Here is a 25,634-nt window from a genome sequence, read left to right as displayed (position 1 = left end):
AGGGAACAATATGAAGCCTATGAAACTGCTGTTGGCGGGCGTTGCCGCGGCCGTCACGACGATGAATTCCGTTTACGCCGCTGATCTGACGATCGGCAGCGCCACCGAGCCGTCATCCATCGATCCGCTATTCTCGCGCACCGGTAACAACCAGAACGTGGCGCAGGCGATTTTCGACCGCCTCGTCCAGACTGACCCGGCAATCAACATGGAGCCGGCGCTCGCGGTTTCGTGGACCAACACGGATCCCCTGACTTGGCAGGTGAAGCTTCGGGAAGGCGTTAAATTCCACGACGGAAATCCGCTGACGGCTGAAGATGTGATCTTCTCCCTAGCGCGCGCCAAGGACGTCCCTAACAGTCCCGCTCCGTTCTCGGGCAACGTTGCTTCGATCGACAGTATGAGGCCGCTCGATGACCTTACCGTAGAGTTCAAAACGAAGAAGCCAACGCCGGACTTCATGGAGCAGATAGGCTTTGTCTACATCCTCGAAAAGAAGGTGGCCGAAGGCGCCACGATCGAAGACTATAACAGCGGGAAGGCGGCGATCGGGACTGGCGCCTACAAGTTCAAAGCCTGGTCGCCGGGCGACAACCTGACGCTGACGAAGAACGAGGCGTACTGGGGCAACAGCCAAGACTTTGAGAACGTCACGATCAAGTTCATCTCCAACGATGCCTCGCGGGTGGCCGCCTTGCGTTCGGGGTCGGTCGATCTGATCGATGCGGTTCCGCCGCGTGATGTGAAGACGCTCGAGGGCATCTCGGGCCTCAAGGTCTTCTCCATTGCTTCGTCCCGCATGATCTACCTCGCGCTCGACAGTGTCCGTGACAAGAGCCCCTTCATCACTGACAAGGATGGCAAGCCGCTCGACAAGAACCCGCTGAAGGACGTGAAGGTCCGTCAGGCGCTCTCCCAGTTGATCAATCGGCAGCTTATCGTTGACCGCATCCTTGAGGGCTCGGGGGAGCCGGCTGGCCAACTGGTTCCGAACGGTGTCGCCGGAAACGATCCGTCGGTCAAAGCTCCGGCTTATGACGTCGAAGGCGCCAAGAAATTGTTGGCAGAGGCCGGCTATACGGACGGCTTCGGCATCACACTCCATACGTCCAACGATCGCTTTCCCGGAGATGCCGATACGGCACAGGCGCTCGGGCAGATGTTCGCCCGCGGCGGCCTCAAGGTGAACGGCGTCGTGGCGCAGCCTTATAACGTCTATACCAAGGGCGCTTCCGGCGGCGACTTCTCTGCCTTCATCTTCTCGCTCGGCAATTCGACCCCAACCTCTGCGACGGGCCTGCGCAACCTGTTGATGACGGTCAACAAGGAGGCCGGTACAGGTTCCTTCAACCGGACGAAGTACTCGAACCCGGCCTTCGATGAGGCCATGCGGGCTGCGACGGCTGAGTTTGATGCCGCCAAGCGTATCGAGGGGCTGCAGAAGGCGACAAGCCTTGTGTTCTCCGACGTTCCGGTCATTCCGCTCTTCTGGCAGAAGGTCCACTGGGCCGGCAAGGCGAACCTCACCTATGTCGCCAACATGACGGAAGATACCGTTCCGACGCTCGCCGGCCTCGCCAAATAAGAACTCAAAACTGGTCGCTACCCTGCTTACGCAGGGTGGCTTCTATCCGGTTGGCTCACATGCGCTGGCTCGGATTCCTTGCCAAGACTTTGAAGGAAACGGACATGGATACCCTGACGCCATCGCGATTTGAGGTGATTGCCGACGACGTTGTCGTCGAACGCGACGTTATGGTGACCATGCGAGACGGGATAAGGCTTGCGACCGACGTCTATCGACCGGCAAAGGACGGTAAGGTGATCGACGGCAGGCTTCCGGCGATTATGGAACGCACGCCGTATGGGAAAAGCGAGCGGTCCCGCTCCGAAATTGAAGTCGGCATGGACGTGCCGATGAAACGCCATGAGGTGGCGTCTTACTTCGTGCGCGCCGGCTACGCCGTCATCTACCAGGATTGCCGTGGCCGCTACAATTCCGAAGGCAAGTTCAGCAAATACATATCCGAAGCCGCAGATGGCTACGACACCGCTGTCTGGCTGGTCAAGCAACCTTGGTCGAACGGCCAATTCGGGACCATGGGTCTCTCCTACGCCGCGCATACCCAAGCGGCTCTGGCCTGCCTCAATCCGTCTGGACTTGCGTGCATGGTGATGGACTCAGGGGGCTTCTCGAATGCTTACCAGTGCGGCATTCGTCAAGGAGGTGCGTTCGAGTTGAAGCAGGCGACGTGGGCCTACAACCAGGCGATCGGGGAGGGGGATGATTTTACTCGCGCCGCGATAGAGGCCGAGGATATCCGGGCATGGTTTTCAGTGTTGCCGTGGCGAGAAGGTGTCTCGCCAGTGCGCTGGATGCCGGAATACGAAAGCTATCTGCTGGAGCAATGGCGCAGCGGCACTTTTGACGACAGCTGGCGCCGCGTCGGCCTCTATATGGAAGGTTACTACGAGACTTTCCCGGAGGTGCCCTGTGTGCTGATGTCCAGTTGGTACGACGCTTACGTCAAATCAACCCTCGACAACTACCGTGGCCTTTCCGGCAACGAGCGCCGTCCAATGCAGCTCATCATGGGTCCCTGGCTGCATGGCAACCGCAATACGACGCTGGCCGGCGATACGTCCTTCGGGTCGTCTGCTCCACTTGGGGGCAACGTCACCAAGAGTTGGCTCGCCTTCCGCCGCGACTGGTTCGATCGCTGGCTGAAGGGCGAGAACAACGGGATATCAGAACAGCCGACGGTGCGAGCTTTCTTGATGGGTGGCGGGTCGGGCGCAAGAGATGCACAAGGGTTGCTTGATCACGGCGGCAGATGGATTGAGGCAGCTGACTGGCCACTGCCAGGCACAGAGTACCGCGACTTCTACGTCCACCACAACGGCTCATTGTCCACCGACACGCCACGGGCGGATGTTGCACCTTTCATCTACGACTTCGATCCGAAGGATCCCGTGCCTACCATTGGCGGATCACTGACCAGTGGCCAGCCGATATTCGAAGGGGGTGGTTTCGATCAACGTGAGGACGAAAGGTTCTTCGGCTCGAAGAACCCGGGCCTGCCGCTTTCGGCGCGTCCCGATGTGCTGTCGTTTGAGACGGATGTCCTGGCGGAGGATGTCGCGGTGGTCGGTCCCATAACTGTTACGCTTTATGTGTCCTCCGATGCGCCGGATACGGATTTCACTGCCAAGCTTGTTGACGTTTACCCACCGAGCAAGGATTACCCGACCGGCTATGCCCTGAATATCACCGACGGCATCATCCGCTGCCGCTACCGGAAGTCGTTCGAGAAACCAGAACCGATCGTTGCGGGTGAGGTCTTCAAGGTCACAATTGAGCCCTTCGCCACGGCGAACCTGTTCGCCAAGGGGCATCGTATTCGTTTGGATATTTCGTCATCGAATTTTCCTAAGTATGATGTCAACCCGAACACCTATGCACCTGAGGGCCGTGGCCGGACCACGCAGGTAGCCCGCAATACGGTCTTCTGCGACGCGGCCAAGCCGTCTTCCATCCGCCTGCCTATTGTAGCAGGAGATGCGCTCACAGCACTGCCGCCGCTCGGGAAGTAGGCCATGCCGCTGACCGTCGCCGTCACCGGCCAAATCCTTCTCCATCGCCCCCTCGACCTCTCAGGTCACGGGCAGCGGGTGGTGATGGAATTCCTGAAGGCGGACGTCGCGTTCGCGAATTTGGAAGCGACCGTCGAAGCAACAGGGGCGTGGCCGACCAAAGCCAAGACGCTGCATCTGGCGTCGCCGGATGCGCTCGTTTCGGTTCGGGAACTGGGTTTCCATGCAGTCTCCCATGCCAACAATCATTCTTTCGATCTTGGGCCGCCCGGCATAGCCGCGACGCGCTCAGCGGCCAAAGCTGCAGGCCTAAAACTCACTGGCAGCGGATCGGATATCGAGGAAGCGGCGGCACCAGTCGTCGTGCAGAGTCACGGGAAGTCTCTGGCTATCTTCTCAGTAGACCTCGGGCCACAACCCGCGATCAACTACGCCTCTGCCGATCGAGCCGGCATCGCACCGCTGCGCATGAGGCGAACCGTTACCGTTCCGACCGCAGAGTTCGAGATGCTGCGCAAAATCGTCTCGACGCTTGGCGACGACAGGCGTAACGCCGCACGGTTTGCTGTTGGTTATGACGTTGGTAAGCGTCCCGATCTGGAAGCCTTCGGCACGGCAGTAGCTTTAGGGGACGAGATTGCCTCCCACTGGAGTGCTGACGAGACCGACAGGGCACGTTTGATCCGTGGTATTGAGGCGGCGAAAGCGGCTGGTCATCTTGTGGCCGTTGCACTTCACTGTCACCACTGGGATGCGGATTGGACGGTGACGCCGACTTGGCTGCTTGAACTCTGCCGTGGCCTGATCGATGACGGTGCGGACCTTATGGTCGGCACCGGTGCGCCAGTGATGCAGTCGATCACCTTTCATCGTGGCAAAGCCATCATGCCGGGCCTTGGGAATTTTATATTCCATACCCGTCGTCCGGCAACCTATGATGAAAAGGGCGTCGATGTCTGGCGAAGTGCTGCGGCGAGACTGACTTTGGCTGATGATGGAAGCTGCCGTGAGGTCGAGGTGCTGCCGGTCGCAGTGGGCCGCCCGTCAGATGATTGTCCGAGCGGTCCCGTGCCGCTTTGGGGCATTGATGCGCTCGAAATGCGAAGGCGCTTCTCTCCCGGGTGCTAATATCGATACGCTTGAGCTAGTGCCGACAGTGCTCAGCGCAATCGAGGTCGCGGCTGTCGTGTAGATTTCGGGTAGCAGAGCACGGGGTGAAAGCCGCGCGCGTCTTTTTTGGAGTTCCTCTGGCCTCTCATCGACGAAGAACGAGGCAGCGTTGTGGCCTCGAGCGCTTCCAGCTGGCATCACCTAAGTGGCGACATTAGCAGGATGAGCACATCAAGGATGTGGCCGGCCTCGGGGATGGTTTAAACCGGAAGCAGTGGCACGGGATCGCTGGTTCGATACCGTTCAAGAGCGAGACGATAGGCAGTGTCCTAGACGGACGAGAACACTTTTTTGGCATCTGCCTGCAGTTGGCTAAACGACACAGTCAGCACACTACGCTGCCTCCCATACCTGATTTAGAATCCTCGCTGCCAGTGCTGCCTTGTCCTGCGGCAGAAAGCGTCCGTAGTGTTGCTGCACGACGTCAGGCGTGTCCTGGATCGCGTAGCTTGCCTGCTCATAGGATCCTGTCTGCTTTAGGATGTGCGTGGCGAGCACGTCTCGGACGTTGTGAGGGCCATGTGGTAGCAGACCTTTGATCGCGCCGCGGCCCGTATACGGATTGTAGATGCCGTAGCGCTGGATCGCCAACCGCCAAGCCTCATAGAACGTCGTCTGATTGTAAGCTGCGTCAACGCTGGTCGTCTTTACTGTCTTGACGAACAGCGTGCCTGGGTCGGGTGCGCGACCCAGTAGCACCTTCCGATGTCGATCGATGTAGGCATTGAGATATGTGTAGAGATCAAGCAAATCCGGTAGCACCAGGCGAAATGGCTTTTGTCCGAAGAAGGAAGAGCCGGAGTTCTTGAAGGCATTGGACGGGATGAAGACCTCCCAGCCGCGCTCGCGCTCACTCCAGCGCAGCTCACCGCGCTTTAAGTCTTCGAGCCGTCGTTCTGCTGTCGGAAATTGTCCGCGGGGGCAGAGCAGCAATTGCCGAAGGTTCTTCTGCCTGAGGCCGAGATGTAAGCCCAGCCTCAGCATCAGAAAGGACCGGACAGCTTCGGCGGCTGCTCTCGGGTAACGGTCCTCATCCGGCATTCGCTTCAAGATCTCCTCGGTGATCTTGCGATACTCGGCAAGCGGGCTGTCTGCCTCCAATACACACATGATCGGCTCGAACGGATCACGGTGCACACGCATAACCCGCTGGATTTCTTTCGATCGATTGGCGGCGTGGCGATGGAAGGCCTCGCAGGCGCCATCCCAATCACGATGAGCCGCCCCAATCTCGTCTGGCGTGATAAGTCCTTCGATCGGCTTTACGTGGCGCAGCAGTTCCGGGTGCTGGCGGATCCAGCCGACTTCAGCGCGGGTGAGGGCCATGGCGACCATCAGCATGTCATCCTCCCACTTGGTAAAGAAGCCGCGACGGCGCTCCCGCCATTGCAGATACCAATCCCACACCCCCGGGAAGATCAGGAGACCGAAGGTGAGTTGGCTGAGCGGCACGCCTCGACCTTTGACAACCCCGTTTGGGGATGCCGCAAGTGCCCCAAACATCAGGCCGAGGTGTTCGACCTTTTGGCTCGCTGTCTCCTCATTCCAGACGCCATTCCTGCGGTAGCCGATTTCGGTCAGTGTCGACGTCTTGAAGCGGATGAGGTCGGCCATCTCCATGGCTAGGCGAGGGGGTGCATCGACGACGCCGGATAGCAGATCGGGATCTGCGAGCGCCTCTGTCGTAGAGGCCTCTTCGTCATTATCCCGTAGCCCTTTGGAAGCCGCTGGTCGAGGAGTGAGTGCACTCCCGCCATATGTGACCCCAGGGAACCGGATCGCGTAGCGCTGCTTCGTCGCTGCCGCCTGGAAACGTCTGTAATCCGTCGACCCTGAGATGATGACGCGCCGGACCTATTCCAGGATCTCTTCGCGCTTTGAAAATGGCATGCTGCCGAAGTCGTCGGGAAGATGCCAGGCAAGGCGACGGCGTTCGGCCGGACTAACGTCATCTAGATCGTGGCCATAGAGCGACCGGGACTGATGTGGCAGTTTGGCTTTGAAGTATCCCTGCGCCAGCCCGTACCTGTGTTCGACCCGGCCGAGGATGGTGAAGCTTGCGATGGATCGAGGCACACGATGGCCCTCGATCCACGATAGCAAGGTCTTTGCATCGAAAGTTTCGTCTATGCGAACGACCGCCCGGTGGAGTTGCCAGTAACTCTCGCCAAAGCGACGCATGTGATAGGCCAGTGCATCGGCGAACGAACTCGGATCTTCCTTCGCCTCAAACAATGGTTCTGGTCTACCAGAAACTGGTTTCGGCTTAGGGCCGGCGCGGCCAGGGGAGGGCGAGTTCTCGACCTCCTCGACTTCGTGATGTTGGCTTGTCGAGGAAGGCGAGAGCCTTTTCCTGGCACCGGCCTTCGGCATTGCATGCGGTCTTTTGTTTTTCGGAGCGTCGTCTTCTACAGGCGGCTCCTTTAGCCAGCGCATGATCGCATCCAGCGCTGGCCGCAGTTGCTTCTTCAACTTTGTCGTCAGCGCTTCATCTATCCCGCAATCGTGTGCGATCTGCCGCCAGGCGTAGCGATTGTTCGAGAGAGCGGGTGTCTTTCGAAATGTGATCAACGCCAGGAGGTAGGAGCGGATGTTGTCCATCACCCAATCAGGCGCGACGGGAGCAAGGCGGACGTCGCAGTAAGCCGAAATCTTCTTCTGAAAATGGCGTTTGAAAAGGTCTTCGTTTGGCATGTGTCATTCCGCATCTTTTCTCGGGGCCTCAGGCCGAGGGCGTGCGGAATTAGGGGCGGGCGCTTAAAATTGTGTAAAGCGGCCAAACACAGGAAGTCGTCGCCATCTTGTCATCCTTTGCATGTTTTTTCCGCGCACTTCGGCGGTGTTCCGGCGGAGCAAAGCTGAAGAACCTTTCCGCGGTTCCAGCCAAGGCGTAAAAGCGTGGGAAGCTACGTGGTACAGGGGGCATTGCGCAGGGAGCATGAAGGCGCTATATGTAGGTATGTTCCTACACGGAGGCGCATATGGCCACTATTAGCTTGACCAGCCGCGAATTGAATCATGATGTTGGCAGAGCAAAAAAAGCTGCTGAAGCGGGACCTGTCGTTATCACTGATCGAGGCCGACCTTCGCACGTGTTGATGACGTACGGTGAGTTTGAGCGTCTGACAGGTAAGCGTCACAATCTTGTCGATGCCCTTTCCATGCCTGGATTGTCGAATATCAATTTCGATCCGTCTCGATCAGTCATCGCAACTCGCGAAGTTGATCTGTCTTGAAATTTCTGCTCGACACAAACGTTGTCTCCGAACTCCGTAAGGTTGGTGACGGTAAAGCTGATCCGAACGTGACCGCTTGGGTAAGCGCGCAGGATTCCCGCGATCTGTATATTTCTGCCATAACAATTCTAGAACTTGAGCGCGGGATACTCAGCATTCAACGGCGTGACATTGAGCAGGGCGCTCGCTTACGAGCCTGGATGGATAGCCGAGTACGCCCGGAGTTCGCTCAGCGCATCATTGCTATCGATGAAGCGATTGCGACGCGATGTGCCCACATGCATATTTCGGATCGCCGCAATGAAGCTGATGCACTCATCGCTGCCACGGCAGTCGTGCACGGGTTTGTGGTCGTTACACGCAACATTCAAGATTTCCAAGGCACCGGCGTTGTCCTCGTGGACCCATGGCGTGCCTGACTAATGGCGCGCAGGGGACCTCAAAATCGTCATCAACGGTATGCCTTATATCGCCGCCTACGCCCTCACCGAGACGACAGTTCGAATTCTTCGTGTACTACGAGGCGCGCAGGAATGGCTGGAATATCTGCCGCTAAGCTGATCGACCACGATCGCGTGGGGCCGGTGGTTTGAATGCTTTCAAGAGCGATGGTTGCTGGCCGACGTGCATTGCAATCATTTTAGGTGCTGGCCTACGCGCTTGAAAAAATAAACGGATAATTCTGAACATGATGTAGTCCGCTCCTTTACGGCCAAAATCCCTCATGGGACGTCTGTTCGTCTGTTCGTCTGTTCGTCTGTTCGTCTGTTCGTCTGTTCGTCTGTTCGTCTGTTCGTCCGAAGGTAGTAATACGAGGTCAGTATTCTTATTCCGCCGCTCCAGCATCTAAAGGCGGGCAGCTTTGGGCCGTTCAGTTGCGAGTGGATGAGTTAAGCTAGCCTCCAACGCAGCAATCTACGATGAGGCATGGCGTTGTTTGTCGATCTGAAGAATTGGGCGAGGACGATTAAGCGAGACGCGGTGGCGCTTTGGATCGCAGCACGCGATCCTCGCACACCTCTTGCTGCTAAGCTTCTCGCAGGGGCTTTCGCAGCTTACGCGTTATCGCCCATCGATCTCATCCCCGACTTCATCCCGATCCTTGGTTATCTGGACGAGGTCATCCTATTGCCTTTGGGGATCATGTTGGCGGTTCGGCTGATTCCTACGCCATTGATGGAGGAGTTCCGTGAGCAGGCGAAGGCTAGAGAGGACCGGCCGATCAGTAAAGGTGGGCTGATGGCGATCGGTTGCATCTGGCTCGTGGCGCTGGCCTTTGGGTCATACTTTGTATGGTCCTGGTATTTGAGCCTCGTCTAGCTGCATGTCCAACTTGCAAAACATCAAAAGCTAAATCTTGCAGACAGGGTTAGATCAGCCAGTTCAGCCAGCGCCAAACCGGCAACGGCGACTAGCACGATCGCGATCAGTAATGCGAGAATTTCCGGTCAGATCTTCATCCAAGGGATATGACGCCGTGCTTGCTTGCTTCGATCGGACCAAGGTCCGATGCTTCTGCAGGATTTCGCCATGATCACGGCCACCGTTTCATTGCGGAGACGTTTATAGCCCATGAAAGTGTGAAGGAAGTCTACTGAGTCCTTCGCGTCGAACGCCTGCTGCATCTGATCAAGACTCGACGCTTTCTGGCGGAGCAAGCGCAAGACGGCAGCGCGACCTTCAGCGGTGGGTATCCCATGCGCTCGGTTTAATGACTAACTTTCGATAGATGGCCCAAAGCGCGGTAGGCTCCGGGCAGTAGGGCAGCCGGCTTATTCTGTGGCACCTGCCCTTGGGCGTGAAGCGAATAAAAAAGCCCGCACGAAGCGTGCTATATTATGCAGCCGAGAAGAAGAAATGGGAGGATCATCCGGCGTTTTGATCATCGCTCAGGTGTGTGACGACGGAATGTCAGCGGCCGATGTCTCAAGTTTCTTCTTTTTCTTTGCGGCTACAGAAGCCGTGCTGGGCCCCTCTTCATCGTCCTCATGCTGATCCTCGTCCGCACCGAGCGAGATCATTCTGTGCTTTATGGCCAATGCGTAAACAACGCTAAGGACATTCCTGTCCGTAACGTCAGGGTCAGTCAGAGCCAACAGAGACGCTCGCACGATGCGTTTGCTGGAAGCCTTCGGGTAGACATCGATCACGTATCTACATAGTTCGTCGCCGTACAGGCCTTTGGAAGCCCCTTCAATGATGGCGTGGTAAACCCGGTCTAGCTTCTTGCCCAAAACAGCACCTTCGCTTCAATGTTGAGAAGGAGCCACCCCTGGTGGATCAGGGACGACTCCCGAATGGGTATAGGGCGAGAAACCCACGTCCAAGCCTGCAGCAGCCTGACCGGTGGTCAACCTGAGTAATCCCGCCCCGCGGACTAGAACTCGCCTTGGGTTTGGCGAAAGTTCAGAGATGGAGGCAAACAGGAGCCTCAGGAGGCAGTAAAGCATCTCATTGTGACATTAACATTACCGTTCGGGTGATCCACTACCCCAACGTCTAAGGCGGGCGGTGAACAAGCAAAGGAGAGCTACCCGGGGCGGGGGCAGCTCTCCTTTGAGTGCCTCGATTGGCGGTGAGGCAGGCGCTGGATAGGTGTTGAACCTTGTGCGGCCAAGGATGAGCGATCGTTAAATGATTGAAGGGCTCTGCCGTTTTTCCCGTCTGAGCCCGTCTATCGAACGGGCGCATGACATTACTACCCGCAGCCGTTGTCGCAGAAGATGGTTAATGTTCTATCTCGAAACCTTCCCTGGGGAACTGTCAGGGGAACCACCCAGTCTGCTGACTGCTTCGGCCAATAACGACACGATCTGAAACATCAATAGCATTGAAATCGCGAAAGCTGCACATTTGAACAGGCTCACGCCAAAGCAAGCAGCTGCAGCTGCGGCAAGGACCGCGATGATACCTTTATGGATGAGCGAACTTGTCTTGTTCCGCATGGCAGGACGTCCACTCGGCATGCTATCGAGCACAACGAATGCTTTGTCAGTCCTAATTTAGCGTTACGGGATGAGCCCTAGATCTTGCATCTCAGGCGTGGCTGTTGGAAGCCCCATCGTCTTCTCGCCGGAGGCAAAAATAGGAGTACGGGATAGTCGCCTGCCACATACCCTCGTTTGCTGCCGCCTTTCTCAATTGCTCCTCTTTCGCTCCTGCCACACGAGCAGGACCACGTTGGCGAAGTACCAGATCTGCATCAGAACAAGCGTGCCCAGGGTGTACCAGACTGCTGTCAATACATCGTAGGTGCAGAGGTAAGAGGTAATGCCGAGGATCAGCGATGCGGCAATCGCCTGTGCTAACGCGATCCGCACTTTCAGCAATTGCGGTGCGCTCTTCTTCACAGATGCCCCTCCGGGAGTAGTCGACGACCGGACCGATGCAGCACGATCCGGCCGTCTAGCTGCAACGGCGGAAAGGATGGTCATTGCAGGATGGGAAGCGGGTCAGGCCAAGACGTAAGCCTCTATTGCCGCTGACATGAACATCTCGCGAGCTTCCTCATTTGAGGAGGCTCGTCTCGCAGCTGTCTCGCATCGTCGGAGTGCCAGTTCGAAATAAAGACCTGCGTTTTGAGGCCATCGGTGCTCCAGGCACTCAATGGCCTCTAAGGGGCCTCGAATTGCCTCAGGTAGCCCATAACCGATCCTGATGGTGACGGGATACCTCCAGTGCTGTCCGCCGGTGATCTCCTGCATATGCTTCCCCTTCCACGGAGAGTGCTAGGAGCGCGTGCCATGCCACTGAACACGCGCTCCTGACAAGTCGAGGCTCCTCGCTGCCCGGCTAAGTCAGAATTGTACGCTTCTACAGTAACGCGGCAACCTAACCCAAAGATCTATTGTCTCAGCTTGCGGTGCGTCATCGCTCACGGGACAAGAGATGGTTCAGCCGCGAAACGGCTGAGTCCTCTCCAGCCCGGTGCGCACCTCCGAATTCTCTGAGACTATTTCGGACGGTGGCAAACCAGCAAAAAAAGACCCGCCGGAGCGGGCCTGTGTTTCGGCGTGGAATATTGGACGCCGATTGACACGGGCCAATGTTCTCTTTGAAGGGACGCTCAAAGTTGAACCCAGCGTCGCGGCCGGAGCCACGATGGCTGTGATCACGAAGCTAGCGTGCGACGCTTCCGGAGCAATGGGACCAAAGTCCCTCCACGTCCCGGGCGGCTGCAGCGCTAGCTCAAAAGGCCTAGTTGAACGTCATTCTCGTGAGCATCATCTTACCCATGGGGCCAAGGAGGAGACGAAAATGTCGGACCATCGAAGGCCGAAGATTGTAAGACTTGTACCGGCTCAGGACCATTGCGTCGTTGAGTATTGCAGAAAGTCGGGAGTGACGCTGGCCGAGCAGAAGAAGTTGCTAGCCCTTCTTGGTAAGCGCGCCGCACTCCATGAGTTGAGGTCTAATTCCCCGCCACGTGCGCCGAGGTTCCGGTAAGGCATAAGAAAGCCGGAGCCGGGTCCGCCTAATGTTTCGGCTCCTTTAATACCGGCAGCCAATGATTGGATGCAAAACACTCTGCTGACGAGAAGGATTGGACAAGCGCACCATCCTCATCGACGATGTCGACGCGTTGAAAAGGAACGGGATCGCCCTTCCGCTGTAGCTCCTCAACATACTCGCGAAGAGTAGCGACGATTTCGTTGACAGCTTGTTCCTCGGAGGAAAGCGTCTCACGAACAAATGCGGTCAGGGTGCGTTCATTGCCGCCCGATCCCGGCTTCACTCGCTTTCTTTGAACAGGATAGAGGATGGGTCTGACCCTCATTGCTCTGTCCGCTCAGGGCCGAACGCGGAAATAATTTCCGCGTGTGCTAGCTGCGGGATCATTCAAAGCTCTCCTCGCAGCCTTTCTTACAGAACCTGCTCCAAGGCCTCTAACAGCCTCTTCGAGGAACGTTGTTCTGTTTGTCAAGGAACCGGGCGCTGTTACTCTGCCGCTATCGCGGGATCACTGCTGTTGATCGCCATCAACCTGCGAGCGCGTTCCAGGCACTCTGGCTGCTCGGCCCTGTACCGGGCTCCGATTTCCATCATCGCAATCGTGCCGGGAAGGAAGTCTAGTTCACTGAAGATGCTCTCCCACTCGATGTCGCCCCAGCCGAGCGGCATGTGCAGGTCGCCAAGGCCCATGGCCGTATTCTCCTGAGGGTGGAAGCCCTTGTAGAAGCCTTGCGGACGGCCAAAGCTATCATGCAGATGCAGATGACCCGCAACTGGTGCCATCGCGGCTATTTGTTCGCGAAAGTTCAGGCCGCGATACGTCGATTCGATATAGGCATGGCTGAAATCTATAAGCGCTACGACGTTGGGATGATTGACGGCCTTCACCGTCTCGGCGACCTGTGCCGGAGTCTGGCGATATTGGCCGGGTTCCGTGGTGAAAATGTTCTCTAGTGCGATCCTGACTCCATAGGGCTTCGCGAAGTCGGCAAGTTCCAGCAGCGCTTCGCGCTCGCGGCTATCGGCTTCGCTCCGGTCGAAGATCTGATCAGCACGTAGGGAGCCGCTGTGCTGCACGAGGATGCGAGCCTCGAGGCGATCACAGAGTTCGACCAAGGCCTTGGCCGCATCAAGCTGGTAACGGCAGGTGGTTGGATCCATGAAGTTCGATGAGACCAGCCCATGCACCGTATAGCGAAGATCAAAGCTACGGGCCATCGCGACCAGTCGATCTGCGCGGTCCCTCATGATGCGGCCGCCGGCTATTACATCGAGTGTGGTCACGCCAAGCTCTACGGTGTCCACGCCAATCTCGGCGAGTGCACGAAGATCGGCTTCCAGGCTGTCGACCTCCCCAGTTTTGGAAGCGGCATTGAATCCGGTTGCAATTATATTGCCCATGTTGGTTCTCCGGGTAGTTTGGCAAAGATGACGCCGCTTACGCTGCGGATGCGAAAGTCTGTCGAAGCCGTATCGCCTTGTCTGGATTGTCAGAGGTGAGGTGGCCAATGCCGCGCTCTAGCCATTTCGCAATCATTGCCTCGTCGTTGAGCGTCCACACACAAAGCCGCTCGAGTGGCAGTAGGTCGGTGATCAGCGCCCATTCGGCTTCCAGCAGGTCGTGGTGGACCGCGACAATCTCGACCAGTTCATCGACGGTTTCGATGAAGCGGCTGAGCCCGCCGTGCCGTTCGGCCGATGCGGTGTTGACGGAGACGAGGCGCTTGATCCCCGGGGCTACGCGGCGGCACTCCTTCAGGACAGAGACGTCGAACGACGTAAGATAACTGCGTTGCGAAAGGCCGCGGTCGAAAAGTTGGGTCGTGACCTTTGCCACAATCTCATCGTAGGGGTCTCCGGCTTCGTCATTCTTGAGTTCGACATGCAGAGGCAGGTCCGCTGGCCCTAGAACGTCGAGGACATCTGCAAGGGTGGGTAACGTCTCGTCGCTGTGCTTCAACCTTGTGGTACGACGTGCTTCGGGCGAGATCGCGCGGGCAGGCCCCCGGCCTTCCGTCGTGCGCTCCAAAGTCGCATCATGGATGATGATAAGCTCGCCGGCGTCTGTCATATGGACGTCGAACTCGACCGCATCGACTCTGAGGCCGAGCACGTTGCTGAAGCCTTCGAGCGAATTTTCGGGCCAGAGATTGCGCGCGCCGCGGTGGCCGGTGATCAAGGTCATGTCTTTTGCCCCGGATATTGATTGGAGGTTAGCGAACGGTCGGATCGAGTTTGTCCCGCAGCCAATCGCCCACAAGCGAAATCGACAGCGTTGTAAGCATGATGACGGTAGCGGGCGCGAGCATGATCCAGGGCGCGCGCGTCAGGTATTCGCGGCCAAAGCCCACCATGTTACCGAGGCTTGTCTCCGGCGGCTGAACGCCGAGGCCGAGAAACGAAAGCCCGCTTTCCATCAGGATGATCTCCGGAAAGGTGAGTGTCATCGAGACGATCAGGGTAGAAGCGACGTTCGGGAGGATATGACGGAAATAGACCCTGAACGGTGATGCGCCGAGCTGGACCACGGCAGAAGCATACCCTTGCGCGCTGGCTGAAACGGCCAATCCACGTGCGATACGCGCGTAGCGTTCCCAGCCATAGAAGCCCATCAGGCAAACGATCAGCGTCATGGACGAACCGAAGAACGCGAGCACCGCGAGCGACATGATGAGGAAAGGCAGCGCCGCCTGGAAATCTGCCAGAACAAGCACAATGTGCTCCACGATGCCGCGGAACTTCGCTGCGGCAAAACCCAGTGCCGTACCGAAGAAAGCGGAGAGTATGGTCGCGCTGAAGGCGATGACGAGTGAGACCCGGATTGACTGGATCAGGCGAGCCAGCACGTCGCGGCCGAGTTCATCCGTCCCAAGCCAGTGCCTTGTACTACCCGGCGCAACGAGGCGGTTCGACAGGTCCATCGCCGTTATACCATAGGGCCGGAGCAGATCGGCGAAGACGGCGACCAGCACCATTGTCAAAAGCCACAGCATACCGAGACAAATCGACAGCGGGACAGTGTGGCGAAGGATCGCGGTCCAGCTCGGCCGGCGGGCTTTCCCACCATATGGGTGGGTGATTTCTACAGGAGTCACGATTTGCCTTCCTAATGCGCGGCCTGTCCGCGAAGACGCGGATCGAGCCAGCCGTAAAGCAGGTCAACGATGAGATTGGAGACCACCATGGTAGCGGCGATCAACAGAAGAATGCACTGAACGACAGCGAGATCGCGGTTCGCGACAGACACCACAAGCAGGCGACCGATGCCGGGCCAGGAGAAGATCGACTCCACCACGACCGCGCCAGCAAGCAACGCACCAACCATGAAGCCAACGATAGTGACGATCGGAACCGCGGCATTCGGGAGGGCGTGTTGCCAGACGACGTCGGACCATCTCAGTCCTTTGGCGGAGGCGGTGCGAATATACGGTTGGCCCATCACTTCGATCATCGCGCTGCGCGAAAAGCGGGCAAGAAGGCCTATTCCGCCGATGCTCATGGTGATCGTCGGAAGCAGACTGTGCATCCATGTGCCTTGGCCGCCAGAAGGAAGTAGACCAAGGGTCACGGAAAAGATGAGGACCAGAAGCAGGCCCATGACGAAGGACGGAATGGTGAACCCGAGGATCGAGAGCATGATCACGCCCCGATCAATACCACTCTGCCGGTGGAGTGCTGCGTAAACTCCTGCCGGGATACCAATAATAAGCTTCAAGAGCAGCGCCGGTATCGTCAGTTGCAGCGTCGCAGGGATTCGCTCCAGCACCAGTTGGAGCGCAGACTCCTTGTCCCGCATCGAAATGCCAAGGTCGCCGGTGAAGATGGAGTGGATATAGGCGAGATACTGGATCCACAATGGCTGATCGAGTCCCCAGGCTTCTCGAAAGGCATCAACCGCGTCCTGCGGTACGTCGGGGCCGAGCATGACCTGGGCCGGATCACCGGATATCCTCAGCACTACGAAAGCAAAGGTGACAACCGCAAGAATGGTAACGAGTGCCCGCAGCAGGCGGATAGAAACGAAGCGGATCATTCCACGCTCCTCAAGCGGCAATAGGCGCGTTCGCGCTGTCTACGAGGTGACAGGCTGCGGCGCGGAGATCCTCGACCGGCCGCAGTTCCGGGACGCTGGCCCGGCAAAGCTCGATCGCAAACGGACAACGAGGATGGAAGGCACAGCCGGAGGGCCGGTCGGCAGGGTTTGGTGGCTCGCCCTGCAGGATCATTCGACCTTTCAGCGGCTGCCCTGGAACCGGGACGCTCGACACCAGCGCCCGAGTATAGGGGTGACGTGGCGATGCGAAGATCATGTCGGAAGGAGCCTCCTCCACGATCCGCCCCAGATACATGACGGCGACCCGATTGGCCACGTTACGCACCACCTTGAGGTCATGGCTTATGAAGACCATGGCGAGTCCCAATTCGTCCTGCAGGTCGCGCAGCATATTCACCACCTGTGCCTGGATCGAAACGTCAAGCGCCGAAACTGGCTCGTCGCAAACAATGAGCTTCGGGCGAGTAGCCAAAGCCCGGGCAATCACTGCTCTTTGACGTTGCCCGCCGGACAATTCGTGCGGGTAACGGTTAGCCTGGTCATGCCGTAGTCCGACCGCTGCCATCAGGGCCGCGACGCGATCCGTGCGCGCACTGCCCTCGAACAACTCATGGATATCCATCGGCTCCCGGATCTGAGTCGCGATCGTCAGCCTCCGGTCGAGCGCTGCTAACGGGTCCTGGTAAATGAACTGCATTTTTGCACGAGATGCTCGCCATTCGGCTGTTCCGAATGTCGGCATAGGCTTTCCTTCGAAGGTTACTCTGCCGTGCTGCGCCGGATCGATGCCGAGCAGCAGCCGGCCGAGCGTGGACTTCCCCGAACCGGACTCGCCGACAACACCCAGCGTCTCGCCTGGCGATACCTTCAACGAAACATCGTCAACGGCGCGCACCGAGGAGACCTTGCCGAAGACCCCGCGCCGCGTCTCATAGACGCGAGAAAGCGCTGCGGCCTCAATGAGCGGGGCGACCATTCTACACGCCCTCCAGTATCTTCCGCCGAACAGGCAGAGAATTAGCGGGCGGTACAGGATTGAAACATGCCAGGTGCCGTCCGTCCGCCAGCGTATCAAGAGCCGGCCTTTGGAAGTCGCAGTATGCTGCGGCATTGGGGCAGCGTGGCGCAAAGGCGCAGCCGGCTGCAAGGTATCTCGGGTCCGGTACAGTTCCCGGGATAGGGATCAGCCGATCGCGCGGCCCATCGAGGCGCGGGATCGCGTCGAAGAGACCTCGGGTATACGGGTGTCGCGGGTTGGCGAAAAGCTGCGCGATCGAGGCCTGCTCCACGATACGACCAGCATACATGACGCAGACGCGCTCACAGACCTGGCTCACCGCGCCGAGATCATGGCTGATGAAGACGGTTGCCATGCCGGTCTCGGTACGGAGTTGGATAAGAAGGTCGAGCATCTGGGCCTGGATGGTGGCGTCAAGCGCAGTGGTGGGCTCATCGGCAATCAGCAGGTCGGGTTCGCCCGCAAGCGCGATGGCGATCATCAGTCGCTGGCATTGTCCACCGGAAAACTCATGCGGGTATAGATCGAAGCGTCGGCGCGCGTCAGGAATTCCGACCATGTCCATGAGCCGCAGCGCCTCAGCTCTTGCAGTCTCTCCACGTAGGCCACGGTGAAGGCTCACCGCTTCAGTGATTTGACGGCCGACCCGAAGAACCGGATTAAGCGCGCTTGACGGGTCCTGGAATATCATGGCGATGCGTCCGCCGCGAACGCTCTCCAGCGCGGATCGGTGCACCCCGCGGAGCTCTCGCCCCTCGATGCGAACCGAACCTGACACGGCCGCTTTCCCGGGCAGGAGACCGAGTGCGGCAAGCCAGGTGACGGACTTACCGCAACCGGATTCTCCGACGAGACCGATTGCTTCTCCCCGGCCGACATTCAGATCAATTCCGTGCAGCACCTGAACGCTGTCGAACGCAACCTTCAGGTCCCGGATTTCCACCAGATGAGACATGGCGTTTTCCTTCTTCATTGCCTGATCGCACGGGAGGTCATTGTGACAACTGCGTGCGTCGGAAGGTCCGTCGGCGAGCCTTTAGCTCGCCGACGAGAAGCAGCCCGTTACATGGCCCAGTTGTTGGAGCGAAAGTCCATGGCGAAGGCAGGTGCTGCCTTCCACTTCAACGAGGACTTCATGCCCGTGAAGACGGCGTTCTGGTGCAGCACCTGATAGGCCGGGTCCTCGCGCTCGCAGATTTCCAGCATGCGTGCATACGCTTTCTTGCGCAACGCCCGGTCCGTCGACGTTTCCAGCACCACGGACAGCTCGTTCATTTCGGCGTTTGTCCAGTCCTTCTTCTGCTGCATCTCGCCATTTGGACCAAACTGCGTGACCATCGGCGTGACCGGATCATTGATATTGGCCGATGCCGACCAGTCGCGGACGCCCTTGATCCCTTCAGGATCGTGGATCTGCGCCCAGTTTTCCTTCATCTGGATCTCGACGTTCAGTCCAACCTGCTTCCACATCTCGACCATGATCTGCGCGTTAGCTGTCTGGTTCGTGTAGTAGTTGTTGAGCAGGCGGTATGGGATGGCGTCACCCTTGTAATTGGTCTGCTTCAGCAGATCCTGGGCGAGTCCCGGGTTGTATTCCGGCACCTGCCAGCCATCGATGAACATATCGGTTGTCTTGAAGATCTCGAATTGAAGACCTGCTGGGATAACGGTCTGACCACCCCACAAAGCTTCCACGATCGCTTTGCGATCAATCGCGTGTGTCATTGCCCGACGCACCCGCGGATCGGCGAGCACCGGATTCTGCGTGTTAAATACGGAGATGCGGTGATTGAGGATCGTCGAGCCCTGGATCTCGAAGCCGGATGCGGACTGAACCGTTGCAATCTGATCTGGCGGTAAGTCGCACGCGAAGTCGTATTCGCCGGACAGCAACCCGTTGACGCGCGAGGCGACTTCCGGAACCTCAACGAACTGGATCCTTTCGAGCGGCGGACGACCGCCCCAGTATTCGTCAAAGGCAGCGAGGGTCAGGGAAACATCCGGCTTGAAGTCTTCGACCATGTATGGGCCGGTGGTAATGGGCTTGCGTGCCCATTCCGTGAATGAGGCTGCTTCATCCCAGGCACGGCGGTTTGTGATTTGTGACCCGAAGGCATAGAGGCGGCCTTCAAGCGTCACGTCGGGTGTTGCATTGTGGAAGCGCACAGTGTGCTTATCAATGACTTCGACGCCCGCAAGCGCCGGCCACACACGGCGACCGATCCCGGGCACGGAAGCCGGTAGCTCCTTGGCTGTCGCGGGCTTGTGCTCGTCAGCAAAAATCGTCTTCCCGCCCTTCGGCTCAGTCTCTCCAAACAATCGTTCCTTGGAGAACGAGAACGCAACGTCCTCTGCCGTCAACTCATCACCGTTGTGAAACTTGACGCCTTTGCGCAATTTAAGCTCAAGCGTCTTGTCGTCTATACGTCTCCACTCGGTCGCAAGACCGGCGACAGGGCCCTGATTGCCCATCCAGTCACGAAGAATGAGACCCTCCCAAAGGTTCGGGAAGAACACCCGCTCACCCGCGTTGGACTGTTCATTCCATACGCAAAGCGTGTTGTTGTTGGTGATTTTCTGGACTGCAATTTTGACCGAAGGGCGCTTGTCTTGAGCGAAAGACATCCGCGGCAGGACAATAGTGCTGGTGGCCGCGCCGATCAGACCGAGAGCGCCGCGTCGATTGATGGAAAGCATCGATAATCTCCTATGGGATCAAAAATGGGCAAGCCGAGTTCCTCCCGCGCCTCTTGGACGCAGGGATCGATGGGCTCATGATGTGTCAGGAAGGCCGCAGAGGTCGCGGCTCTGGATGTTCAGGCCAACGCCGCTAGCCGCGGTGAGCTTCTAAAGGCGGTCTCCGGGAGCAACGTTTCCAGAACTTTCCGCAGTTCTAAAGACCCTGTCGCGACCGCGATCGCGCCAGCCTCAGCAAGAACTGTCGGACGACCTGGCTGAGGGTCAGCCGGATCAACAAAGCCGATCGCCGCCATGCCAGCCGCCACTGCCCCAACGATCCCGTGTGGACTGTCATCGATTACGACGCAGCGGCCCGGAGCGGTTCCGAACTCGTTTGCGCAAAGCAAGAAGAGGTCTGGGGCGGGTTTCGGGTGAGCAACCATTTCTGCGCTGTAAATGTGCTCGTCAAACTCATGCCACAGATCCAGAAGGCCCAAACTGTTCTGAAGGCGTTCCATGCTGCTGTTCGACGCTACGCACTTGGGAATCGCTAAACCCCGGACGAGATCATGCACACCTGGCATCGACGTAAGGGAGCAAGCGAACTGCGGATATAGCGCGTTGCGGTAAGCTCTGAACACTGGAGCGGGTTCGGCCAACCCAAGCTCAGCGATGCAGATCCGCTGCGCGTCGTCCTCGGAGGAGCCGGTGAAGCGACGATGAACTTCAGAGACCGAAATCGAGACGCCCGCGTCGTTCAGCACTTTCGACAGCACCCTGCTTGCAACCGGCTCGCTGTCTATCAAAACACCGTCACAATCGAAAATGACTAGATCTGTCACCATTCTGTCCACTGTCCATCCTTGGTGAAACGCCAAAGCTTCTGGAGTGCTTTGGTTCTTAATCCGAAACTCAACCGCCGCGTGCGTACCTGCTCAACAGGCAGCGAACGGCTTAGCGTCCGTCAATGAGGCCTTCATAGGTTACAGATGTAACGTCAGTGTGACACCTGCTCGGGGTAGAGTTTGGGGAACCGCGCAAGGATGAAGTCAACCGTATGACGATCTTCGCGTGCAGGAAGTTGGCTTTGGGCCGATATCGGAAACAATTTCCGCGTGTGCGAGCTTCACCAGGTCTCAATCCTGGGCCTGAGTATACAGGCAGTTCCTGCCGCTCAACACACGCAGCCACGTGATTGGTTGGTGACTTCCCAAGACCGCTATCCGCCGACACGAGACGGGGCAGGATGGCCTGGAAGCGCCAACAGGGGACATGGAGGCTTGGTGCTTGCGAGCCCCGCACTTGATCACGTAAGGATGAGGGAGAAGACTGCTTGGGGATGTCATCTGGCAGCGTTGTAGAGCGGCTGGGTCACAATGAGTATGAGAGTACTTCTTCTAGGCGCGAACGGCTTCATCGGTTCGTCAATCCTGTTGCGCCTGATGTCCGGTGGGCATGCCGTTACTGGTCTTGCGAGGCATCCTAATCGCGCAGCGTGCAAATGGCCTGGCGCAGGATGGATCAAGAGCGATCTTTCCAAGATGTTGCATAGCGATGATTGGCGAAGTCTGGTGGAAGACCATGACGTCATCGTCAATTGTGCTGGTGCTCTCCAAGATGGGCTTTCAGACGATCTTGCGGCAACGCAGGAGCAGTCCATGCGAGCCCTGTACGAACGAGCCAGTTCGGCTGGCAACAAACGCATCGTGCAGATTTCTGCCTCGGACAATAGTCGATCCGGCCACTTGCCCTTCATGGCGACCAAACGCCGCGCTGATGATGCCTTGGCTACAAGCGGTGTCGAGTATGTCATCTTAAGACCTGCCTTGGTCCTTGGCCGCAATGCGCACGGCGGCAGCGCTCTAATCCGAGCTCTTGCCAGCACCCCTTTCGCCGTTCCGCTTCTCCATGCTGACAGCTCGGTTCAAACCGTCGCTGTGGACGATGTGGCCGATATAGTTGCCATGGCGGTGGAAGGCGCTCTTCCGAGCGGGACCGATATCGAATTGGCCGCGCCGGAGCGGCTGACACTGGGGCAACTTGTGCAACTGCATCGGCAGTGGCTGGGGCTACCTTCGGCAAGGGTGGTTCAAGTTCCCTCCTGGTTTGGCAGCATGATTTCCCGCTTTGCCGATTTAGCGGGACGCCTTGGTTGGCGCTCACCACTTCGCTCAACGGCTCTGGCGGTCATGGAGCATGGAGTAACGACGCAGTTTGAGCTTCCCGATCTTCCCGCAGGTCATGCACTTCGTACAGCTCAACAGGCTCTCGGCGCCAATCCCTCCGGTGTTCAGGACCTATGGTTCGCCCGGCTGTACTTATTGAAGCCGGTCGTCATCGTTTCGATCTCAGCCTTCTGGTTTCTGTCTGGGACATTTCCACTAGCAGACCCCTCGCGGGCCGCAGCGCACTTCGAGCCTTTCATGACCCCGTCGCTGGCTCTGGCCCTGACCCTTGCAACATGCGCGATAGACATTGCGTTGGGGTTGCTCATTTTGATCCGACCCTTCACCAGAAAGGCACTTATTGCCATGCTGGTTGTGGCTCTCTCATACCTGCTTGGAGGAACGGTCCTGAAGCCTGACCTCTGGCTCGATCCCTTAGGACCTCTCGTGAAAGTTCTGCCGTTCCTGTCCCTATGCGTCGTTGCACTTGCCATACTGGATGAACGCTGATGGACTTCGAACCATGGCTGCGCCTTGTTCACGTCATTGGCGCGACAGTTCTGTTTGGCACCGGTGCCGGTATCGCGTTCTTCATGGTCATGGCCCGCCGCACGGATGATCCAGCGTTGATCGCCCACGTCTCCAACACAGTGGTCGTTGCCGACACCGTCTTCACAGCGACGGCTGTCCTCGTGCAGCCAGTGACCGGATATCTTCTGGCGAGAACGGTCGGCTGGCCCCTGACCGAGAGCTGGATTGTGTTGTCGCTATTTCTGTATGTTTTGACCGGGCTTTTCTGGCTCCCGGTGGTCTGGATACAGATCCAGCTGCGCGACCTTGCGCGGCTGGCGGCATCACGCAACGGTCCTCTGCCGGAGCAATGGTACAGGCTCTACCGCGTTTGGGTTGCGTGCGGCTTCCCCGCGTTCTTCTCAGTGATCGGGATTTTCTGGCTGATGCTGATGAAGCCGGAGATCACGTTCTAAGGTCGCCCGATCGATTCCTCTCAAGAGCGAGGGCTGCAGGCGGGCGTGTCTCACTTGTAGGCCTCAGCGGCGCTGCCGCGGCCGGGTTGCTTTAGTGCAGGGTGTTTTGGATCATGGGTGATTACGTTGCCTACACATCAACACGCTTCGTCTCAATTTATCCTGTCGCGATTCATGATCGCCGTTTCGCGTTGTCAAACCACGAGTCTGCGATTCTGCAGGTAACAACGTTTGCAGTGGATCCCGTCGGCCAAAGGTAGCGATCCGGCTTCATGATGTATCAGTGGTCGGCCGACACTGAGGCTGCCGGCGATAACGAGGAGCCAAGACGTCAAGGGGTTCAGAGGAGCAGAAACGCACGCCGCAGAGACAGTGCGCCAGCAGCGGGGGCGCTCCGAGCGAGCACGCGGGTTCGACGAAGCCGAGACAACTATTCAAGCGCGCTCGTGGCTGATAACTACGGCGGCTCGCAGCCAGAAGAACTCCAAGATCCGAGCCTGCCGCCGGTCCGTCCTGCTACTTCCGCAAACGCCGTTCATCCTACATCTCGTCTCCCCCGTTACTCCCTATCACGGCGTATGCGGTGGAATCGAAAAAAGCCTGGCTTTTCTTGCCACCCTTCGGCGGAGCTAGCGGGTTCTGAGGGTCTCTAGGGAGCCGTCACCCGTTTCAACTCCGCGTCCTGCAGCCAGAAAAATAACGGGCTTGGGAAGTTTGTCTGACGTGGTGCCACAACAGAACCTCCTGCGGAAGCATGGCGCCGGTTGCCGGGATCGTGGCTAATCTGGTGAGCAAGGCGGTGGTGCGGGAATATCCGCGCAATGTAGACGTGATGTACCCGGCAAAGGGCTCCTCACCGGGAGATCACAGGGGGGAACGGATGCGGAAATTATTTCCGCGTCCGGTGGTGTAGGCAGAGGGTAACAGCCCATCGGTCAACTTTGGGGAGGACGAGGTGCCAGGTTCGGTGGCCTGCGGGGGATCAACTTATGCGTTGGGGCCGTGTGAAACCTGGAAACAGCGAGAAATTCGTTGTCAAGGTGGATGGAGAGACAGCCTTCGCGCGCGCAGGACGTTTCGGTCTCTGTTCGGGAAAAAGATATCTACGTCTTTGACGTAGCCGGTGACGCTGTCTCGTGCGCGATCCAATAGTGTTCGAGGAAGGTCGAAGCTCGAAAGAACGATTGCCGCGATCCGCCTGATAGGCCTTCGACCAGTATTGAGACGGTGCAGTTGGTTCTCGCCATGCGGCAATGAGGCCGACGACGCCTGTCGCTATCGGGAGAGTCGCCTCTCGTCATCGATCAGCGTCAGGCGGGCGGGGCCGACTGCACCCCATTGCCACAGGACCAGGTTGAGATCATCCGCGTTCGCGCCGGGCGCGAAGCTTCTGACAAGCAGGCCGTGATAACCTGCGGCGGCGAGGTGTCGGGCGAAAGCCTGGGTGTGGGCCTCGCCGCCCGCCTTCATCTGGTCTCGCCATGTCGGGTCTGCGAGAGATGACGGGGTCATCCCTTCGGCCAGCAATGCGATCTCATCCCTGGTGTCGAATACTCGACCTATGTCGGCGTCGTAAGAGATCAACGTCGTCGGCTGCAGGCTACCGGCCTGGTTGGCCTCGCGAAGGGCAGTCATCACCGTGAGGCAGGTGTAGAGCGCTGGTGTGCCCTTCTTGTTGAAGCGACCTCCATACAGCTCCGCCCCCCGCCCGGACATTGGCTCGCGTGCATAGATCGGGTTCAGGGCTCGATAGAGTGTGCCTTCATATCGCATCCTCTTGTCAGGCGTGGATGCCGGCATCGACCGCGTCGATATAATCGAGAACCTCGTCCGCACGGCCCTCCCGGACCAACTGCATCGCGGTCATTCCTGAGAAGCCCGGTAAAGGTTCTGAGCGATACCAGGCATAGGCCATAAGGGCCGATCCGAAGCGCGGCTCCATCTTGTTGACGACCTCGGTCATCTCGCGCAGACGGCGCTGCGTCCTGTCGGACCGAATCCGATCCTTCCGTTGGATTGCATCCTTGCCGAGCCCGGCCGTCCGGGCGATTTCCTCGCTCGTGGTGCGCAGGACGTCGGCAATCTTCCGTGGCGAGAAAAGCCCTTCGTCAGCGTATTGCGCGATACCCATGGCTTTACCTCCAACTTTTGGAGCCAATGATTATGACGCTATATAGCGTCAGAATGAGCGGCTTTCAAGAGGAGACCAGGAAGCAGAGGTGAACCGTTCAACCGCCCACTGAAACGTATCAAACCCACCTTCCGCAGATCATTCAGTAT

22 protein-coding genes and 1 pseudogene are annotated in these 25,634 nt (G+C 58.2%); 8 read left to right on the top strand and 15 right to left on the bottom strand.

The window, feature by feature from the left end; all coding sequences use genetic code 11:
* The first annotated feature begins 10 nt into the window (after positions 1 to 10).
* The 3 genes from CYG48_RS18905 (at position 11) to CYG48_RS18895 (ending at position 4,722) form a co-directional block, all read left to right on the top strand.
* Positions 11 to 1,585 carry an ABC transporter substrate-binding protein gene (locus tag CYG48_RS18905; RefSeq protein WP_118852091.1) on the top strand — a complete coding sequence of 525 codons (1,575 nt, stop codon included), beginning with the start codon at positions 11 to 13 and terminating at the stop codon, positions 1,583 to 1,585.
* A gap of 104 nt (positions 1,586 to 1,689) precedes the next feature.
* On the top strand, positions 1,690 to 3,594 hold the full coding sequence (locus CYG48_RS18900; RefSeq protein ID WP_245450606.1) for a CocE/NonD family hydrolase: 1,905 nt from the start codon (positions 1,690 to 1,692) through the stop codon (positions 3,592 to 3,594).
* 3 nt (positions 3,595 to 3,597) lie between these two features.
* Positions 3,598 to 4,722, top strand: coding sequence for a CapA family protein (locus tag CYG48_RS18895; RefSeq protein ID WP_118852090.1), 1,125 nt, complete (start codon positions 3,598 to 3,600; stop codon positions 4,720 to 4,722).
* A gap of 375 nt (positions 4,723 to 5,097) precedes the next feature.
* Here CYG48_RS18895 and CYG48_RS22610 read toward each other — a convergent pair.
* Positions 5,098 to 7,458, bottom strand: a pseudogene (locus CYG48_RS22610) (hypothetical protein).
* A 287-nt stretch (positions 7,459 to 7,745) separates the two neighbouring features.
* Here CYG48_RS22610 and CYG48_RS18875 point away from each other — a divergent pair.
* The 3 genes from CYG48_RS18875 (at position 7,746) to CYG48_RS18855 (ending at position 9,320) form a co-directional block, all read left to right on the top strand.
* The gene (locus CYG48_RS18875) at positions 7,746 to 8,000 is read left to right on the top strand and encodes a type II toxin-antitoxin system Phd/YefM family antitoxin (RefSeq protein ID WP_118852087.1); all 255 of its coding nucleotides are present in this window, start codon (positions 7,746 to 7,748) and stop codon (positions 7,998 to 8,000) included.
* Positions 7,997 to 8,419, top strand: coding sequence for a type II toxin-antitoxin system VapC family toxin (locus CYG48_RS18870; RefSeq protein WP_118852086.1), 423 nt, complete (start codon positions 7,997 to 7,999; stop codon positions 8,417 to 8,419). Before CYG48_RS18875 ends, CYG48_RS18870 begins: the two co-directional genes overlap by 4 nt.
* Positions 8,420 to 8,927: 508 nt before the next feature.
* A complete protein-coding gene (locus CYG48_RS18855; protein ID WP_118852084.1) occupies positions 8,928 to 9,320 on the top strand; it encodes a YkvA family protein in 393 nt (130 codons plus the stop codon).
* A 569-nt stretch (positions 9,321 to 9,889) separates the two neighbouring features.
* On the opposite strand, the gene CYG48_RS18845 is transcribed toward CYG48_RS18855, so the two are convergent.
* The 12 genes from CYG48_RS18845 to CYG48_RS18785 form a co-directional block, all read right to left on the bottom strand.
* Positions 9,890 to 10,234 carry a hypothetical protein gene (locus CYG48_RS18845; RefSeq protein WP_118852082.1) on the bottom strand — a complete coding sequence of 115 codons (345 nt, stop codon included), beginning with the start codon at positions 10,232 to 10,234 and terminating at the stop codon, positions 9,890 to 9,892.
* Between the two features lie 903 nt (positions 10,235 to 11,137).
* Positions 11,138 to 11,350, bottom strand: coding sequence for a hypothetical protein (locus tag CYG48_RS18840; protein WP_118852081.1), 213 nt, complete (start codon positions 11,348 to 11,350; stop codon positions 11,138 to 11,140).
* A gap of 102 nt (positions 11,351 to 11,452) precedes the next feature.
* A complete protein-coding gene (locus CYG48_RS18835) occupies positions 11,453 to 11,704 on the bottom strand; it encodes a DUF982 domain-containing protein (protein WP_118852080.1) in 252 nt (83 codons plus the stop codon).
* 770 nt (positions 11,705 to 12,474) lie between these two features.
* Entirely contained in the window at positions 12,475 to 12,777 is a 303-nt protein-coding gene (locus tag CYG48_RS18825) for a hypothetical protein (protein WP_150132737.1), read from the bottom strand.
* 161 nt (positions 12,778 to 12,938) lie between these two features.
* Positions 12,939 to 13,853 (bottom strand): TIM barrel protein, encoded by a 915-nt coding sequence (locus CYG48_RS18820; RefSeq protein ID WP_118852077.1) that lies wholly within the window; start codon positions 13,851 to 13,853, stop codon positions 12,939 to 12,941.
* Between the two features lie 37 nt (positions 13,854 to 13,890).
* Entirely contained in the window at positions 13,891 to 14,637 is a 747-nt protein-coding gene (locus CYG48_RS18815; RefSeq protein WP_118852076.1) for a glycerophosphodiester phosphodiesterase family protein, read from the bottom strand.
* A gap of 28 nt (positions 14,638 to 14,665) precedes the next feature.
* Positions 14,666 to 15,484: an ABC transporter permease gene (locus tag CYG48_RS18810; protein WP_245450614.1), complete on the bottom strand. Its 819-nt coding sequence runs from the start codon at positions 15,482 to 15,484 to the stop codon at positions 14,666 to 14,668.
* Positions 15,485 to 15,558: 74 nt separating this feature from the next.
* Complete coding sequence (locus CYG48_RS18805; protein ID WP_118852074.1) at positions 15,559 to 16,485, bottom strand: ABC transporter permease; 927 nt, start codon at positions 16,483 to 16,485, stop codon at positions 15,559 to 15,561.
* Positions 16,486 to 16,495: 10 nt separating this feature from the next.
* Positions 16,496 to 17,482, bottom strand: a complete 987-nt coding sequence (locus CYG48_RS18800; RefSeq protein WP_118852073.1) for an ABC transporter ATP-binding protein — start codon at positions 17,480 to 17,482, stop codon at positions 16,496 to 16,498.
* Between the two features lies 1 nt (position 17,483).
* Entirely contained in the window at positions 17,484 to 18,479 is a 996-nt protein-coding gene (locus tag CYG48_RS18795; RefSeq protein WP_118852072.1) for an ABC transporter ATP-binding protein, read from the bottom strand.
* Positions 18,480 to 18,586: 107 nt separating this feature from the next.
* Positions 18,587 to 20,221 carry an ABC transporter substrate-binding protein gene (locus CYG48_RS18790; RefSeq protein WP_118852071.1) on the bottom strand — a complete coding sequence of 545 codons (1,635 nt, stop codon included), beginning with the start codon at positions 20,219 to 20,221 and terminating at the stop codon, positions 18,587 to 18,589.
* 119 nt (positions 20,222 to 20,340) lie between these two features.
* Positions 20,341 to 21,048, bottom strand: coding sequence for an HAD family hydrolase (locus tag CYG48_RS18785; protein ID WP_118852070.1), 708 nt, complete (start codon positions 21,046 to 21,048; stop codon positions 20,341 to 20,343).
* Between the two features lie 537 nt (positions 21,049 to 21,585).
* On the opposite strand from CYG48_RS18785, the gene CYG48_RS18780 reads away from it, so the two are divergent.
* Together CYG48_RS18780 and CYG48_RS18775 are read left to right on the top strand one after the other, a co-directional pair.
* A complete protein-coding gene (locus tag CYG48_RS18780; protein WP_118852851.1) occupies positions 21,586 to 22,878 on the top strand; it encodes an SDR family oxidoreductase in 1,293 nt (430 codons plus the stop codon).
* Positions 22,878 to 23,354, top strand: a complete 477-nt coding sequence (locus CYG48_RS18775) for a DUF2269 family protein (protein ID WP_118852069.1) — start codon at positions 22,878 to 22,880, stop codon at positions 23,352 to 23,354. The genes CYG48_RS18780 and CYG48_RS18775 overlap by 1 nt, the downstream gene beginning before the upstream one ends.
* A gap of 1,275 nt (positions 23,355 to 24,629) precedes the next feature.
* Here CYG48_RS18775 and CYG48_RS18770 read toward each other — a convergent pair.
* Both CYG48_RS18770 and CYG48_RS18765 read right to left on the bottom strand, forming a co-directional pair.
* Positions 24,630 to 25,127 (bottom strand): RES family NAD+ phosphorylase, encoded by a 498-nt coding sequence (locus CYG48_RS18770; protein WP_118852850.1) that lies wholly within the window; start codon positions 25,125 to 25,127, stop codon positions 24,630 to 24,632.
* A gap of 7 nt (positions 25,128 to 25,134) precedes the next feature.
* Entirely contained in the window at positions 25,135 to 25,485 is a 351-nt protein-coding gene (locus CYG48_RS18765; RefSeq protein ID WP_118852068.1) for an MbcA/ParS/Xre antitoxin family protein, read from the bottom strand.
* Positions 25,486 to 25,634: the final 149 nt, after the last annotated feature.

The sequence above is a fragment of the Neorhizobium sp. SOG26 genome (genome assembly GCF_003491345.1).
Lineage (GTDB): Bacteria > Pseudomonadota > Alphaproteobacteria > Rhizobiales > Rhizobiaceae > Neorhizobium > Neorhizobium turbinariae.
The sequence above is the reverse complement of the archived record's forward strand: the minus strand, read 5'-3'. Positions and strand labels throughout refer to the sequence as shown.

What these genes read in the sequence shown, in the direction of transcription:
- CYG48_RS18905 (WP_118852091.1), top strand. Translation starts at nt 11, where the DNA reads ATGAAGCCTATGAAACTGCTGTTGGCGGGCGTTGCCGCGGCCGTCACG.
- CYG48_RS18900 (WP_245450606.1), top strand. Translation starts at nt 1,690, where the DNA reads ATGGATACCCTGACGCCATCGCGATTTGAGGTGATTGCCGACGACGTT.
- CYG48_RS18895 (WP_118852090.1), top strand. Translation starts at nt 3,598, where the DNA reads ATGCCGCTGACCGTCGCCGTCACCGGCCAAATCCTTCTCCATCGCCCC.
- CYG48_RS18875 (WP_118852087.1), top strand. Translation starts at nt 7,746, where the DNA reads ATGGCCACTATTAGCTTGACCAGCCGCGAATTGAATCATGATGTTGGC.
- CYG48_RS18855 (WP_118852084.1), top strand. Translation starts at nt 8,928, where the DNA reads ATGGCGTTGTTTGTCGATCTGAAGAATTGGGCGAGGACGATTAAGCGA.
- CYG48_RS18835 (WP_118852080.1), bottom strand. Translation starts at nt 11,704, where the DNA reads ATGCAGGAGATCACCGGCGGACAGCACTGGAGGTATCCCGTCACCATC.
- CYG48_RS18825 (WP_150132737.1), bottom strand. Translation starts at nt 12,777, where the DNA reads ATGAGGGTCAGACCCATCCTCTATCCTGTTCAAAGAAAGCGAGTGAAG.
- CYG48_RS18820 (WP_118852077.1), bottom strand. Translation starts at nt 13,853, where the DNA reads ATGGGCAATATAATTGCAACCGGATTCAATGCCGCTTCCAAAACTGGG.
- CYG48_RS18815 (WP_118852076.1), bottom strand. Translation starts at nt 14,637, where the DNA reads ATGACCTTGATCACCGGCCACCGCGGCGCGCGCAATCTCTGGCCCGAA.
- CYG48_RS18805 (WP_118852074.1), bottom strand. Translation starts at nt 16,485, where the DNA reads ATGATCCGCTTCGTTTCTATCCGCCTGCTGCGGGCACTCGTTACCATT.
- CYG48_RS18800 (WP_118852073.1), bottom strand. Translation starts at nt 17,482, where the DNA reads ATGGTCGCCCCGCTCATTGAGGCCGCAGCGCTTTCTCGCGTCTATGAG.
- CYG48_RS18795 (WP_118852072.1), bottom strand. Translation starts at nt 18,479, where the DNA reads ATGTCTCATCTGGTGGAAATCCGGGACCTGAAGGTTGCGTTCGACAGC.
- CYG48_RS18790 (WP_118852071.1), bottom strand. Translation starts at nt 20,221, where the DNA reads ATGCTTTCCATCAATCGACGCGGCGCTCTCGGTCTGATCGGCGCGGCC.
- CYG48_RS18785 (WP_118852070.1), bottom strand. Translation starts at nt 21,048, where the DNA reads ATGGTGACAGATCTAGTCATTTTCGATTGTGACGGTGTTTTGATAGAC.
- CYG48_RS18780 (WP_118852851.1), top strand. Translation starts at nt 21,586, where the DNA reads ATGAGAGTACTTCTTCTAGGCGCGAACGGCTTCATCGGTTCGTCAATC.
- CYG48_RS18775 (WP_118852069.1), top strand. Translation starts at nt 22,878, where the DNA reads ATGGACTTCGAACCATGGCTGCGCCTTGTTCACGTCATTGGCGCGACA.
- CYG48_RS18770 (WP_118852850.1), bottom strand. Translation starts at nt 25,127, where the DNA reads ATGCGATATGAAGGCACACTCTATCGAGCCCTGAACCCGATCTATGCA.
- CYG48_RS18765 (WP_118852068.1), bottom strand. Translation starts at nt 25,485, where the DNA reads ATGGGTATCGCGCAATACGCTGACGAAGGGCTTTTCTCGCCACGGAAG.